This is a genomic window from Stenotrophomonas sp. YJH_SMC_80 (genome assembly GCF_059372495.1).
The window spans coordinates 48,581-63,614 of sequence record NZ_JCAFVP010000004.1; the positions used below are offsets into that span (position 1 = coordinate 48,581).

Below are 15,034 nucleotides of genomic sequence, written 5' to 3' on the forward strand. Positions count from 1 at the left end.
TCGAGCCCGCAGGCTCCGGTGCAACGGCAGTTCCAGCCGACTGGAACTGCGAGCGAGACCTTCGCCGTACTGGCGAAGCTCTGTCCCTGGATCCCCCTCCCGATCCTCCGTTGCAGATCCTCGCCGTCCGGCCTGGCATTCATCTTTCCAACGGACATTCCCAATGCAGACGATCGGTAACGTGTGGTTGTGGGGCGGCTTCGCAGCGGTGGTGGTCATCGCCCTGCTGGTCGACCTCGTGTTGATGCGCCATGGTGGACCGCACAAGGTCACCTTCAAGGAGGCCCTGTGGTGGTCCATCGGCTGGGTAGCGCTGGCCCTGCTGTTCAATGCGGGCCTCTGGTACTACCTGAATGAAACCGCCGGCCAGGTGGTGGCCAACAAGGTCGGCCTCGAATTCCTGACCGGCTACCTGGTCGAGAAGGCGCTGGCGGTCGACAACATCTTTGTGTTCCTGATGATCATGAGCTACTTCGCGGTGCCGGAGGAGCAGCGCCAGAAGGTGCTGATCATCGGCATCCTGGGCGCGATCGTGCTGCGTACGATCATGATCTTCGCCGGCAGCGTGCTGATCAGCCAGTTCCATTGGCTGCTCTACGTGTTCGGTGCCTTCCTGCTGTTCACCGGCTGGAAGATGTGGTTCGCCGCCGGCCAGGAGCCGGACCTGGAGACCAATCCCGCCCTGCGCTGGATGCGCAAGCACCTGCGCCTGCTGCCGGACTATGCCGGCAACGCACTGAGCGTGAAGCGCGACGGCGTGCGCTGGTTCACCCCGCTGTTCGCGGTGCTGATCCTGATCGCGGTCACCGACGTGATCTTCGCCGTGGACAGCATTCCGGCGATCTTCGCGATCACCACCGACCCGTTCATCGTGCTCACCTCCAACGTGTTCGCGGTGCTGGGCCTGCGCGCGATGTTCTTCCTGCTGGCCGGCATGGCCGACCGCTTCCACCTGCTGCCGTATGGCCTGGCGCTGGTGCTGGGCTTTATCGGCATCAAGATGATGATCATCGACCTGTTCAAGATCCCGACCCCGGTGTCGCTGGGCGTGGTCGCGGTGATCATCGCCGCCACCGTGGTGCTGAGCCTGAAGTACCCGCCGAAGGAAGGCTCGGGCCACGCCTGAGCCTGAGCGGTGGGAAGACGCGGCCGGCGGGATTGTCCCGCCGGCCGCACCCACTCTCCCGCAACAGTGGCCTTGGTTTCGCGCCAGTCACCGCCATTGCTGAGGTATGGACAACAACGCGCCCCTGCCCGCTGGCGACCTGCCGGCCCCCCGCAATGACCGCTCGCGCATCCTGCGGGCGTTCAATCTCAGCCTGGCCGCCGTGCTGGTGCTGGTGGCCGTGTTCGCCCTGCAGGGCACCTTCGACTGGCGGCCCTGGGCGGTCGCGCCGCTGGAAGCCAAGGGCCTGCTTGGCCTGATCGGCGGCCCGATGCTGCATGCCTCGGTCGAGCACATCGCCGCCAACAGCATCGCGATCCTGATCCTGGGCACGCTGGCCGGCAGCGTCTACCCGAAAGCCACCGTGCGCGCCCTGCCCCTGCTGTGGCTGGGCTCGGGCATCGGTGCGTGGATGCTGGGCAATCCGGGCAGCGTGCACCTGGGCGCCAGCGGCGTCACCCATGGCCTGATGTTCCTGCTGGCCAGCCTGGGCCTGCTGCGCCGCGACCGTGCAGCGATTGCCACCGGCCTGATCGGCATGCTGTTCTACGGCGGCATGCTGATGACCATCCTGCCGCACGCCGACGGCGTGTCCTGGCAGTCGCACATGGGCGGCGCCTTCGCCGGCATCATCGCCGCGCTGCTGTTCCGCAACGCCGACCCGCTGCCGCCGCGCCCACGCTACAGCTGGGAAGACGAAGAAGAAGACGTCGAACCTTTACCCGACGACGAGCTGGAACCGCCGTCACCGCAGCGCGTGCCGGTGCTGTGGCAGCCGCGCGAAGGCCAGGACTACGTGGTGATTCCGTTCCGCCGGCCGGACGAGCCGCGCGGCTGAAAATGCCCCGGTAGTGCCGGCCGCTGGCCGGCACCCTCATGATCCGGTAGTGGCCGACCTTGGTCGGCGGTTGTTGTGTGCCAACCAAGGTTGGCATCTACCAGAGTCCGTCAGTTCGCCGCATTCCCCGCTGCGCCCATGCCATCCACCGCCTGTCGGCCCAGTGCCGGGTCATCGGTGAAGAAGGCATCGATGCCGGTGGCCAGATAGGCACGCATCTCGGCAATCGAACCCTCGGCATTGCGCGCATTGTCGGCGCCCTTGCGCAGGTTGCTGGCCTGGAAGTGGTTCTCCGGACGGAAGGTGTACGGAATCACCATCAGGCCCACTGCATGTGCGTCCTGTACCAGCGTGGTCGGAGTGCTCAGCGTGCCCTTGGCATCCAGCGGAATGATCGAGCGCAGTTCCGGGCCGATGCTGTCGGCGTAGCTGGCGATGTCCTTCAGTCCTGCCGGCGTCATCATCTGCGCGTAGGTCAGCTTGCCACCGGCCTTGGCGATGTCGGCCGGCTGGGTGTCGCCCTTCCACAGCAGTTGCAGCAGGCGGATGTTGCTGCCGCGCGGGATCTTGCCGCGCAGGTAGCGCAGGTTGGCGGTCTCGAACGACTGGATAGTGACCGGGCCGACGTTGGTATAGGCATTGCCACGCAGCGCGGTCAGGAGCTTGTCTTCCATCGGCAGGCCGATCGACTGGAAGTAGGTCGGATGCTTGATCTCCGGCACCAGGCCGATGCCACGGTTGGCACGCCCGGCCTGCTGGACAAGGAACGCGAGGATCTCGTCCAGGCTGGCGATGCGGAACTGGCCGTCATAGGCGGTGCTGCGCAGTTCCGGCAGGCGCTCGCGCGCGTACAGGGTCTTCAGCTCGGCCAGGGTGAAGTCTTCAGTGAACCAGCCGTCCACCTTCTGGCCGTCGATGACCTTGCTGGTGCGGCGGCTGGCGAATTCCGGATGCGAGGCCACATCAGTGGTGCCGCTGATCTCGTTCTCGTGGCGGGCCACCATCACTCCGTCCCTGGTCATCACCAGGTCCGGCTCGATGTAGTCGGCGCCATCGGCGATCGCCTGCGCATAGGCGGCCAAGGTGTGCTCGGGCAGCAACGCGCTCGCCCCGCGATGACCATAGACCGACACCTTGTGCGCGGCCGGGGTGGAGGATTCAGCACTCATGGCCACCGATGGTGCCACGGCCAGCGACAACAGCAACGCACAACCCCACGACTTCACTGCGACTTCCCCAAGCGGTATGTGATGGGCGTCAGTATGCGGCGGCAATGTGACAGGTGGGGGACCTGGGGTCGGATCCCCGCAGGGGATCCGACCCCGTAGCGATCCCGAGGAGCTCGTTCGGCTGGGTTGCCGGCCAGCGGCCGGCACTACCATGGCTTACTTGCCGATGCAGAAACTGGAGAAGATCCTGCCCAGCAGGTCATCGGCACTCATCTGCCCGGTGATCTCGCCCAGCGCGTCATGCGCCAGCCGCAGTTCCTCGGCGGCCAGCTCCAGGTGCTCGTGCGCCAGCTCGCCATCGGCGCGCTGCGCATGTTCCTGCGCACGTTCGATTGCATCCACATGGCGCGTGCGCGCGGAGAACTCGCCATCCACCTGCTCCCCTGCCCCGGCCGAAGCAATCGAACGCAGACGCGCATGCAGATCGTCCAGCCCGGCGCCGGTGGCGGCCGAAACGAACACGCGGTCCGGATCGTCCAGCGACGGCAACGCCTCCAGCAGGTCCGACTTGTTGTGGATGTAGACCTTGTGCGGCACCGCCGCCACGGCCTCGCCCAGCGCCGCTTCGCCGGCCGCCGGATCGCGCGCATCCAGCACGATCAGCGCCAGGTCGGTGCGCTCGATTTCCACGTGGGCGCGGCGCATGCCTTCGCGTTCGATGGCGTCACCGCCGTCGCGCAGGCCGGCGGTGTCGACCAGGGTCAGCTCCAGGCCGTCCAGGCGGATGGTCTCGCGCAGGGTGTCGCGGGTGGTACCGGCGATGTCGGTGACGATGGCGCGTTCGCTGCCGGCCAGCGCGTTGAGCAGTGAACTCTTGCCGGCGTTCGGCGGACCGATCAGCACCGCATGCAGGCCATCGCGCAGGCGACGGCCGCGTTCGGCATCGCGGCGCAGCAGGGCCAGATCGCTGCGCGCCTGTTCCAGCCCACACCGCACCTGCGCGCCACCGAGCGTATCCAGCGGTTCGTCAGCGAAGTCGATGGCCGCTTCCACGTGGATGCGCAGCAGCACCAGCTGCTCGACCACGGCGTCGATGCGGCGCGAGAACACGCCATCCAGCGAGCGACGTGCCGCGCGCGCGGCGCGGTTGTCGCCTGCGGCGATCAGGTCGGCGATGGCCTCGGCCTGGGCCAGGTCGAGCTTGCGGTTGAGGAATGCCCGTTCACTGAACTCACCCGGCCGCGCCTGGCGCGCGCCGAGCGCGATGCAGCGCGCGACCAGCTGCTGCAGCAGCACCGGGCTGCCGTGGCCCTGCAGTTCCACCACTTCCTCGCCGGTGAAGCTGTTCGGTGCCGGGAACCACAGCACGATGCCATCGTCGATGACCTCGCCTTCGGCATCACGCAGGCGCGCGTAGTGCGCGTGGCGCGGACGCAGTGCAGGTGCACCCAGTGCATTGGCGATGGCCGCAGCACGCGGGCCGGACAGGCGCAGCAGGCCGACACCGCCGGCGCCAGGGGCACTGGCGATGGCGACGATGGTGTCGGTGCGGATCGCGTCGTTCATGGCTCAGAGCTTCTCCAGCTGTGCGCGCGCCTGTGCCGCGCCACTGCCCTGCGGCTGCAAGGCCAGGTAGGTGGTGTAGGCCTGCTTGGCCTTGGCCTTGTCGCCGGCGTTGAAGTAGGCATCACCCAGGTTGAGATAGGCCACTGCACGCGAGGGGTCGATCTTCAGCGTGTTCTCCAGCCAGCGCGCCGCTTCGGCATAGCGCTGCTGGCGGTAGTAGACGAAGCCGAGGTTGTTGGCGGCCTGGGCGAAGTCCGGACGCAGCTTCAGTGCCTCGGTGAACTGCGCCACCGCCTCGTCGTACTGCTTCTCGCGGTACAGCTGCAGGCCGCGGTCATTGGCCTGCTGCGCGCGCTGGCGATCCGACGCCGGGCCCGCAGTGGGCACCACCAGCTTGGCCTTGCCGCCCTGCAGGTCGGCCACCGTCACCGGCGCCTGGCTGCCCTTGGCTTCGCTGGCGGCTTCAACCTTGTTGTTCAGTGCGATCGCATCGGCGGTCAACTGGCGCGTATCGGCATTGAGGAACTCCTGGCTGTCCGGCACCTGGAACACGAACTCGCCGCCCTGCGAACCGGGCAGGCTGCCGAAGGCCGGGGTCTGGTGTGAAACGGCTGAGACGGCCGGCGCAACGTAGGCGGCCAGTTCGGTACCGGTGATCAGCCCATCGCCGTTGAGGTCGCCCTTGCCGGCCAATGCCTGCAGCAGCACCCAGGTGAACACCGAGTGGCCGTTCGGACCGGCGTCGGCCACCTGCTGGTCGGCACCGCCGGCGGTCAGCATCTGCCGCGCGCTGCGCCGCGCGTTCTCGCGCAGGAACGACGACGACGATGGACCGCCACGGGTGAGGCCCAGGCCGCTGTAGCAGGCATCCATCACGAACATCACGTGCTTGGCCTGCATGCTCTCGGCGATGTTCTGGATGTCGGTCATCGCGATGGCGTCGGTAGCGAATTCCTTCGGGTCCGAATCGACCGGGATGATGTAGCCGAGGTCGCGCCCGGAGGCGAGCTGGCGGGTCGCGCCATGGCCGGCGAAGAACACGAACACGCGATCGTTCTTGCCAGTGCGGTCATCGGCCAGGCGGTCGTGGAAGGCAGCCAGGATGTTGTTGCGCGTGGCCTGCTCGTTCTTCAGCACGATCACCTGCGAGGACGGGAAGCCGAACTGCCCGGTCAGGGTATCGGCCACCGCCTGCGCATCGTGGCTGGCGTACTCCAGCTTCGGCCACTTGGCGTAGTTGTCGATGCCGACCACGATCGCCCAGGACTTCTCGTAGCCGGTGGTGACGGTGGCGGCACCGGTATCGCCCTTGCGCGCCCGGGCGACCGTGAAGTCGCGGCCGTTCCAGCCAGCGAACTGGTAGCCATCGGCGATCAGCCGGTCGAGGATCTGCGGCAGCGCCTTCACCGCACGATCGTGAATGTCGTGGAACAGGACGATGCCGCGCTGTTCCTTGTTCACCTGGTCGAGCACGCGCTGGACGATCGATTCCGGCACCGGGTCGGCCCAGTCCATCGAGTCGATGTTCCACATGATCGACTTCAGCCCGGCTTCGTTGAGCAGCTGCAGGCCTTCGGCATTGCGTGCGCCATAGGGGAAGCGGAACAGCGGCGCGCGCTTGCTGTTGACATCCTTCAGCAGCGTGTCGGTGTCCAGCACCTGCTGGCGCAGCGCGTCACCGGTGGTGCGCGACAGCTGGGCGTGGGTCAGGCTGTGGTTGCCGACCGCATAGCCCTCTTCCATCAGGTTGCGGCTGATCCTGGCCATCGGGCCGAGGCTGACCTTGCCGTCGGCCTCGACCTTGCCCAGGTTGCGGCCCACTTCGAAGAACACGCCCGGCACGTCGTAGCGCTTGAGGATGGCCACCACTTCATCGGTGTAGGCCTTGTGCGGGCCATCGTCGAAGGTGAGCACAACGGTCTTGGCCGGCAGGTCGCGGCCGAAGATCTCGCGGTCGCTGTCCTTCATCGACATCGGGTACGGCTCGATCACGCCATAGTCGCGCAGGATCGCTTCGCGGCTGTAGTCCTTGTGCAGGTGGGCGATGTAGTCGTCCCACTTCTCACGCTTCAGTTCGATGGCGCGGGTGCGCTCGAAACGGCTGAAGATGCGGGTCAGTTCCTGGTTGTAGTTGCGCTCGATCTCATCAAGCGCCTCCAGGTCTTCACCGATGCGCTGGTGCAGCTTCACTGCCGGCAGCGACGAATCGGTGCCGACCCGTTCATGCAGGTCACGCAGCACTTCGCGGAAGGCCAGGCGGTCGGCGTCGAACAGTTCCGGCGCCGACTCGATGTAGTCCAGCACGGTGCCGAGGGTGGCGAAGCGCTGCGGACTGGAGCCGCGCAGCAGCGTGTCGAACTGCGCGGCGATGGCCGTGCGCTGTTCCAGGCCATCGTGGAACAGCTGCTGGCCCACGCGCGTGGAGGTACCGCGGTCGGCAGCCGACTGCTGTTCCTCGTCGGCCAGCAGCACGATGATGCGGCGGTAGCCGTCGAGCTGCTTCTGCAGCGCGGCCAGCAACGGTGCAGCGGCGGGATCGGCGGCGGCCGCGGCCTGCGCGCTGGGCTGGGTGACCGTGGTCGCCGGCGCCTTCGCGTCCTTGTCGCCACAGCCGGCAACGACCAGGGTCAACAACAGCGACGGCAGGAACAGGCGGAACGACGACGCACGCTGCATGGTGGACTCGAAGGTGGGAGGAACGGTGTGCCGGCGATTCTAACGCCGCATGCGAAAAGCCCGCCTTGCGGCGGGCTTCTCATCGACCGGGGCGGTAGTAGAGTCGACTGTTAGTCGACTGCTCTACTGCCAGTCGACTAACAGTCGACTCTACAGGTCGGGATTACTTCTTTTTGACCGGGGCCGGCGAGGTGGTGGCCGGGACCGGCTCACCGCCATGGCGCTTGGTCATCCACCACTGCTGCAGCAGGCCCAGGCCGCCATTGACCACCCAGTACAGGACCAGGCCGGACGGCATGAAGGCCATCATGACGCCGAACACCAGCGGCATGAACTGCATCATCTTCTGCTGCATCGGGTCCATGCCCGGTGCCGGGGTCAGCTTCTGGGTGAACCACATCACTGCCACGTTGATGACCGGCAGGATGAAGTACGGGTCGCGTGCGGTCAGGTCCTGGATCCAGCCGAACCAGGGCGCCTGGCGCAGTTCGACCGATTCGACCAGCACCCAGTACAGGGCGAAGAAGATCGGCATCTGGATGAGGATCGGCAGGCAGCCCCCCATCGGATTGATCTTTTCCTTCTTGTACAGCTCCATCATCGCGGTCTGGAACTTCTGGCGGTCGTCGCCATAGCGTTCCTTCAACTGCGCGATGCGCGGCTGGAAGCGGCGCATCTTGGCGCCGCTCTTGTATTGGGTTGCCGACAGCGGGTACAGCACCAGCTTCAGCAGCACCACCAGGCCGACGATCGCCCAGCCCCAGTTGCCGACCAGCTTGTGCACCTGGTTCAGCACCCAGAACAGGCCCTGGCCGATCACCGCCATCATCGAGAAGCGGCTGTAGTCGACCACGCGGTCCAGGCCCGGCACGTCTTCCTTGGCGATCAGGTTGACCAGCTTCGGGCCGACCCACAGGCGGGCTTCGGTGCTGGTGGACTGGCCCGGGGCCACGGTGAAGGCCGGGCCACGCGCTTCGATCAGGTCACGACCAGCCACCTGCGACAGCACGTAGTGTGCGGTCTGGTCCTTCTGCGGGATCCAGGCGGTGAAGAAGTGGTGCTGCAGCATCGCCAGCCAGCCGCCGGTGATGTTCTGGTTCAGCGTGCCGTCTTCCAGGTAGTCCTTGAACGCACGACGCTGGTACTTCTTGTCGTTGTCGTACCAGGTGGCACCGTTGAAGCTGAAGGAATCGGGGTTGGTCATGCTCCGCGACAGGATGGTCGGGGTGCGGTCCAGGGTGCGGTAGACGTAGCCGTTCCACGGCGCGGCGCCAGCGTTGCTGACTTCGTCCTTGAAGCGCACGGCGTACTCGTTGCGCGAGACGGTCAGGGTGCGCTTGATGGTCACGCCGTTGTCGGCGGTCCACACGAACGGGATCTGCAGCTCGTTCTGGCCCTTGGCCAGCACGAAGTCCTTGGTGTCACCCACCAGCTTGAAGCCGTCGGCGCCCGGGACCGGGGTGTTCTTGTCTTCGCTGGCCCAGCCACTGATCGCGCTGTACGGGTGCGCGGGGTCTTCGGTCAGCAGGCGGACCGGCGGGCTGCCTTCGTCCTTGGTCTGCGGGAACTGCAGCAGCTCGGCGTCGAGCACGCGGCCGCCGTCGAGCACCAGGCGCAGCACGTCGGTGGTGACGGTCACGCGCTGGCTGGCCGGGGTAGCGCTGGCCTGGGCCTGTGCGGCGGCCTGGCCGGTGGCGCCCGGCACCTGGGCGCTGGGGATGGCGCCGGGGTTCGCGCCCGGAACACTCTGTGCGGCGGCCGGGGCCGACGTGGTGGTTGGTGCCGGGGTCGGAGCAGCCTTTTCACGGCTCCACTCCATCCACAGCAGCACGGCCACCATCAGCCAGGCAAAAATGAGGAATACGCGGGTCTGGTTCATCAGCGGACAGGCTCGGCGGGGCCGGGACGCGATGCCGGCTCGGTCAAAGAAGGAGTTGCGATGCCATCAGGCGGCGGCATTGTGCCGTCCACGCCCGGCGTGGGCAATGCACGCAGGCGACGCAGCAGGCGCAGGAAGGCCTGGCGGATCTCGTCGTTGCTGGCGGAACGCGCAGCACTACGAGCCACGACGACAAAGTCGCCTGGCTGGATGTCGGTACGTGTCTGACGCAGGATGTCGCGCAGGACGCGCTTGATCCGGTTACGCCCGACGGCGTTCGGATCAACCTTGCGGGAAACCGCCAGACCCAGCCTGGCCGGCCGGTCAGCCGGCAGCCAGTGCAGGGTCATCAGCGGATCGGACACACGGCGGGCGCCGTTGAAGACCGTTGAGTATTCGGCACGCGTGCGAACCCGCGCAGAGCGAGGGAATCGCTTGCGCGGGTCTGCAGTATTCACTGTCGAAGGGATTGCGTCTGCCGCGGGGTGCGGCATGGCAATCAGGCGCTCAGGACTTTGCGGCCCTTGGCGCGGCGACGCGACAGGATCTTGCGGCCGTCAGCGGTCTTCATACGGGCACGGAAGCCGTGGTCGCGCTTACGCTTGAGGTTGCTGGGCTGGTAGGTGCGCTTCGTGGCCATTGGGGGCCTCTCGTATGAATGGGACGGAAAGAACCGGAAATTCTAGAGAGGTACCCTGCCCCAAGTCAACCCCTGGCAGCTACGCGAATTCACCGGGCTGTGCAATAGCTGTGGATGTTTTTGTGAATAAGTAGGGGACAAGCATTCCGAAGGCGGGCGCTCGGTGGTAGTCTGAGCCATCCATTTCCCCCCTTTCAGGCCTGTGTTTGGGCGCCTTGTCGCGTCCATGCCCCGGCCACCGGACGATTATTGCTGATGGATGCTTGGTCCCGTAGTCTCGAGCGCCTCGAAGCGGAGTTCCCGCCGGAAGACGTTCATACCTGGCTGAAGCCACTGCAGGCCGATCTGCGCGTGGACAGCCTGGTGCTGTATGCACCGAATGCCTTCATCGTCGACCAGGTCCGCGAGCTGTACCTGGCCCGGATCCGCGAACTGCTGGCGCACTTCGCCGGTTTCAGCGACGTTTTTCTTGAAATCGGCTCGCGCCCGCGCCCTGTGGAGGCGCAGAACGCGCCGGTTTCCACGCCGTCGGCGCATGTGTCCAGCGAACCGCAGGTGCCGTTCGCCGGCAACCTGGACAACCACTACACGTTCGCCAACTTCGTCGAAGGCCGCAGCAACCAGCTGGGCCTGGCCGCCGCCTTCCAGGCGGCGCAGAAGCCGGGCGACCGCGCGCACAACCCGCTGCTGCTGTACGGGGGCACCGGCCTGGGCAAGACCCACCTGATGTTCGCCGCCGGCAACGCCATGCGCCAGGCCAATCCGGGCGCGAAGGTGCTGTACCTGCGTTCGGAACAGTTCTTCAGCGCGATGATCCGGGCCCTGCAGGAAAAGACCATGGATCAGTTCAAGCGCCAGTTCCAGCAGGTGGATGCGCTGCTGATCGATGACATCCAGTTCTTCGCCGGCAAGGACCGCACCCAGGAAGAGTTCTTCCACACCTTCAACGCGTTGTTCGATGGCAAGCAGCAGATCATCCTGACCTGCGACCGCTATCCGCGCGAAGTCGAGGGCCTGGAAGCGCGCCTGAAGTCGCGGCTTGCCTGGGGCCTGTCGGTCGCGATCGAACCGCCGGACTTCGAGACCCGCGCCGCGATCGTGCTGGCCAAGGCACGCGAACGCGGTGCCGAGATTCCCGATGATGTTGCGTTCCTGATCGCCAAGAAGATGCGCTCCAACGTGCGCGACCTCGAAGGCGCGCTCAATACCCTGACCGCCCGCGCCAATTTCACCGGCCGCGCGATCACCACCGAATTCGCCCAGGAAACCCTTCGCGACCTGCTGCGCGCCCAGCAGCAGGCGATCAGCATTCCCAACATCCAGAAAACCGTTGCCGACTACTACGGCCTGCAGATCAAGGATCTGCTGTCGAAGCGTCGGACCCGCTCGCTGGCACGCCCGCGCCAGGTCGCCATGGCCCTGACCAAGGAACTGACCGAGCACAGCCTGCCCGAGATCGGCGATGCCTTTGCCGGTCGCGATCACACCACGGTGCTGCATGCCTGCCGCCAGATCCGGACCCTGATGGAAACCGACGGCAAGCTCCGCGAGGACTGGGACAAGCTGATCCGGAAGCTGAGCGAATGATGCACGGATGCCGATGAGGCGTCATCGCACAAAACGGTGCAGAATCCGGTAGCAAGCGCGGGACACGTTGTGGATAAAAATGGCGTTTGAAATCGCGTCGGTTTTATCCACAGCTTTCCCCACCCCCTGGGGGTCGGTAATACAGAGGGTTTCGATGCCTGAAATCCTTTTATTTACAAAGACTTAGCGTTGTTTTCCAGCGATTCTGTCTCTACCAGCACCACCAAGCTTTTGATTTATTCCACATTTTTTAAAGCATAGGGGCACGGAACCACATGCGTTTCACACTGCAGCGCGAAGCCTTTCTCAAGCCGTTGGCACAGGTCGTCAACGTGGTCGAACGCCGCCAGACCCTTCCGGTTCTGGCCAATTTCCTGGTCCAGGTGCAGAACGGCCAGCTGTCGCTGACCGGTACCGACCTGGAAGTGGAGATGGTGTCGCGGATCGCGGTTGAAGACGCCCAGGACGGCGAAACCACCATTCCCGCCCGCAAGCTGTTCGAGATCATCCGCGCCCTGCCCGACGGCAGCCGGATTACCGTCTCGCAGACCGGTGACAAGATCACCGTGCAGGCCGGCCGCAGCCGCTTCACCCTGGCCACCCTGCCCTCCAACGACTTCCCGTCGGTGGACGAAGTGGAAGCCACCGAGCGCGTGGCCATCGGCGAAGCAACCCTGAAGGAACTGATCGAGCGCACTGCGTTCGCTATGGCCCAGCAGGACGTGCGCTACTACCTCAACGGCCTGCTGTTCGACCTGCGCGGCGATGCGCTGCGCACGGTCGCCACCGACGGCCATCGCCTGGCCCTGTGTGAAACCGATCTGGCCAAGCCCAGCGGTTCCAAGCGCCAGATCATCGTGCCGCGCAAGGGCGTGACCGAACTGCAGCGCCTGCTGGAGAGCGGCGATCGCGAGATCGAACTGGAAGTCGGCCGCAGCCACGTGCGCGTCAAGCGCGACGATGTCACCTTCACCTCGAAGCTGATCGACGGTCGTTTCCCGGATTACGAAGCGGTGATTCCGATCGGTGCCGACCGCGAAGTGAAGGTTGATCGTGAAGCACTGCGTGCCTCGCTGCAGCGCGCCGCGATCCTGTCCAACGAGAAGTACCGCGGCATCCGCGTGGAAGTCTCGCCGGGCAACCTGAAGATCAGCGCGCACAATCCGGAACAGGAAGAAGCCCAGGAAGAGATCGAAGCCGACACCACGGTCAGTGATCTGGCCATTGGCTTCAACGTGAACTACCTGCTGGACGCCCTCTCCGCGCTGCGCGATGAGGAGGTCATCATCCAGCTGCGCGATTCCAACTCTTCTGCGCTGGTTCGTGAATCCAGCAGCGAGAAGTCGCGTCACGTGGTGATGCCGCTGCGTCTCTGACAGCAGCCTGTTCCACGTGGAACCGAAGGACGCCCGGGATCTCCCCGGGCGTTTTTTTTGCAGGTTCCACGTGGAGCATCGGAGTTCGCGGAATCTCCAGGTCTGGACGAATGTCTTGCTCGAGATTGCTGCTTGCCGATTGTTCTTGGTTGCCCCTCCGATGCAATCGGCCCTGCGCGGTAGGAATCCAGGTTGCTGACCTGGGCGCTGCCCAGCCAACTTCGATCGAGTACGCAGTTCCGGGTCTTCAGCCTGATTGCAGGTGACCCAATCTGGTCGGATGGATGAAGCGGATCGCATCCGCTGTCGCAGTGGTTGCTTCATCTGCAGACGTCACTGTCCACAGGCGTGGTTGGGGCCGGATCAGAGCTGGCCTAGCTTCTAAATCTGGGTATAAATCTAAAGCCTGGTGGTGATGGTAGGCCCAGATTTCGTGGAAAAATGCATTATCCAATTGATTTTTAAGATATTTATGCAGCTGAAACCCCCTGTATAGAGGCCCCTCAGGCTGGGGGGGAACCTGTGGATAGTTTCGCAGGTCGGGCAAAAGGGCTTTTTTATCCACAGTTTGCCCATACCTTGTGTATAAGTCATACAGTCCCGCTGTGGACAGCGTGAAACGAACGGGCTGAATTCTTTGAAATCTGTGGAACCCTCCACGGCATCGCATCGTAGATTTCAAGAAATCCGCGCGGTGTTCGCGCAACCCACCGTCGGGGGCACCTGGCGATGCTCGCGGAATGAGGCTGAAATCGCTGAAATCTGCAGGCCTGTACCCTGCGCCGCCGCTCAGAATTCAAGGATTCCCGGGCATATCCAGACCCAGGCGAGCCCAGATGAGGGAGCGCCACCACGTGGAACACGCGTAGGGTTGCCAGGCGGAGGCTTCAGCACAGTGGCGATGTCTGGCGCGCCACGGCTGGCTTGACCGATGCAGTAAGCTGATGGATTCCCTGCCCCACTACCGCCTCGTGCGGATGGTCTTTCGCGCCCCATGCTTATCCGCCGCCTCGCCCTGCACCAACTGCGTCGCTTCAGCGCGGTGGACCTGTCGCCCAAGCCTGGATTGAACCTGCTGACCGGCGACAACGGTGCCGGCAAGACCAGCGTGCTCGAAGCCCTGCACCTGATGGCCTACGGGCGCAGCTTCCGTGGCCGGGTCCGCGACGGTCTGGTGCGCCAGGGCCAGGAAGCGCTGGAAATCTTCGTGGAATGGGACGAACAGCGTGCCGATCACCCGCCGCACCGCCGAAAGGCCGGGCTGCGCCACAGTGGCCAGGACTGGAAGGGGCGATTGGACGGCGAAGATGTCGCGCAGCTGGGCAATCTCTGCGCAGCGCTGGCCGTGGTGACGTTCGAGCCGGGGAGCCATGCACTGGTCAGTGGGGGGGGCGAACCTCGCCGTCGCTTCCTCGATTGGGGCTTGTTCCACGTGGAACCGGATTTTCTCTCCCTGTGGCGCCGCTATTCCCGGGCGCTGAAGCAGCGCAATGCTCTGCTCAAGCAGGGCGGGCCGTCGCGGATGCTCGATACCTGGGATCACGAGCTGGCCGAGGCCGGGGAACCGCTGACCAGCCGCCGTCAGCACTACCTGGAGCGTCTGCAGCAGCGCACGGTGGCCTTGGCCGCCAGCCTGGCTCCGCAACTCGGCATCCAGGGTCTGGAACTGAGCCCCGGTTGGCGGCGGCATGAGCTTCCCTTGGCCGATGCCCTGCTTCTGGCCCGGGAACGCGACCGGCAGGCCGGCTATACCTCGGTCGGCCCACACCGGGCAGACTGGAGTGTGGATTTCCACAACATTCCGGGCCGTGATGCGTTGTCCCGTGGTCAGGCCAAGCTGACGGCATTGGCCTGCCTGCTGGCGCAGGCCGAGGACTATGCGGAACAGCGCGGCGAATGGCCGGTGATCGCTCTGGACGATCTGGCCTCGGAGCTGGATCGCACCCATCAGGCGCGGGTGCTGGAGCGCCTGCTCAATGGGCCGGCACAGATCTTCATCACCGCTACCGAAACCCCGGCGGCGCTGCTGGACCTGACCCACATCGCCCGGTTCCACGTGGAACATGCACAGATCGTGGCTGTGCCATAGTGGGCACACCAGGGCCGCTCGACCCCGGCTGGTATAATTCGGGTTGGAA

Annotated in this window: 11 protein-coding genes; 5 read left to right on the forward strand and 6 right to left on the reverse strand. The window is 65.2% G+C overall.

The genetic code is table 11. The features are described from left to right. The first annotated feature begins 163 nt into the window (after window positions 1–163). Window positions 164–1,126 (forward strand): TerC family protein, encoded by a 963-nt coding sequence (locus AC5P99_RS08575; RefSeq protein WP_005411722.1) that lies wholly within the window; start codon window positions 164–166, stop codon window positions 1,124–1,126. Window positions 1,127–1,232: 106 nt separating this feature from the next. Beyond that, window positions 1,233–2,003, forward strand: a complete 771-nt coding sequence (locus AC5P99_RS08580; RefSeq protein WP_088435818.1) for a rhomboid family intramembrane serine protease — start codon at window positions 1,233–1,235, stop codon at window positions 2,001–2,003. 110 nt (window positions 2,004–2,113) lie between these two features. On the opposite strand, the gene AC5P99_RS08585 is transcribed toward AC5P99_RS08580, so the two are convergent. The 6 genes from AC5P99_RS08585 to rpmH form a co-directional block, all read right to left on the reverse strand. Then, a complete protein-coding gene (locus AC5P99_RS08585) occupies window positions 2,114–3,229 on the reverse strand; it encodes a glycerophosphodiester phosphodiesterase (protein ID WP_495213045.1) in 1,116 nt (371 codons plus the stop codon). Between the two features lie 159 nt (window positions 3,230–3,388). Next, window positions 3,389–4,738 carry a tRNA uridine-5-carboxymethylaminomethyl(34) synthesis GTPase MnmE gene (gene mnmE, locus AC5P99_RS08590; protein WP_108270690.1) on the reverse strand — a complete coding sequence of 450 codons (1,350 nt, stop codon included), beginning with the start codon at window positions 4,736–4,738 and terminating at the stop codon, window positions 3,389–3,391. Between the two features lie 3 nt (window positions 4,739–4,741). After that, window positions 4,742–7,414, reverse strand: a complete 2,673-nt coding sequence (locus AC5P99_RS08595) for a polysaccharide deacetylase family protein (protein ID WP_495213046.1) — start codon at window positions 7,412–7,414, stop codon at window positions 4,742–4,744. A gap of 163 nt (window positions 7,415–7,577) precedes the next feature. Continuing rightward, a complete protein-coding gene (gene yidC, locus AC5P99_RS08600) occupies window positions 7,578–9,293 on the reverse strand; it encodes a membrane protein insertase YidC (RefSeq protein WP_049450051.1) in 1,716 nt (571 codons plus the stop codon). Further along, window positions 9,293–9,787 carry a ribonuclease P protein component gene (gene rnpA, locus AC5P99_RS08605; RefSeq protein ID WP_005411728.1) on the reverse strand — a complete coding sequence of 165 codons (495 nt, stop codon included), beginning with the start codon at window positions 9,785–9,787 and terminating at the stop codon, window positions 9,293–9,295. Before rnpA ends, yidC begins: the two co-directional genes overlap by 1 nt. Before the next feature lie 5 nt (window positions 9,788–9,792). Then, complete coding sequence (rpmH, locus tag AC5P99_RS08610) at window positions 9,793–9,933, reverse strand: 50S ribosomal protein L34 (protein WP_005411729.1); 141 nt, start codon at window positions 9,931–9,933, stop codon at window positions 9,793–9,795. A gap of 255 nt (window positions 9,934–10,188) precedes the next feature. Here rpmH and dnaA point away from each other — a divergent pair, with 255 nt between their 5' ends. The 3 genes from dnaA to recF all read left to right on the forward strand — a co-directional run bounded on the left by dnaA (window position 10,189) and on the right by recF (window position 14,985). Continuing rightward, the gene (gene dnaA, locus AC5P99_RS08615) at window positions 10,189–11,520 is read left to right on the forward strand and encodes a chromosomal replication initiator protein DnaA (RefSeq protein ID WP_005411730.1); all 1,332 of its coding nucleotides are present in this window, start codon (window positions 10,189–10,191) and stop codon (window positions 11,518–11,520) included. A 275-nt stretch (window positions 11,521–11,795) separates the two neighbouring features. Continuing rightward, window positions 11,796–12,896, forward strand: a complete 1,101-nt coding sequence (gene dnaN, locus AC5P99_RS08620) for a DNA polymerase III subunit beta (protein ID WP_005411731.1) — start codon at window positions 11,796–11,798, stop codon at window positions 12,894–12,896. Between the two features lie 994 nt (window positions 12,897–13,890). Then, the gene (gene recF, locus AC5P99_RS08625; protein WP_099605183.1) at window positions 13,891–14,985 is read left to right on the forward strand and encodes a DNA replication/repair protein RecF; all 1,095 of its coding nucleotides are present in this window, start codon (window positions 13,891–13,893) and stop codon (window positions 14,983–14,985) included. The last annotated feature ends 49 nt before the right edge of the window (window positions 14,986–15,034 follow it).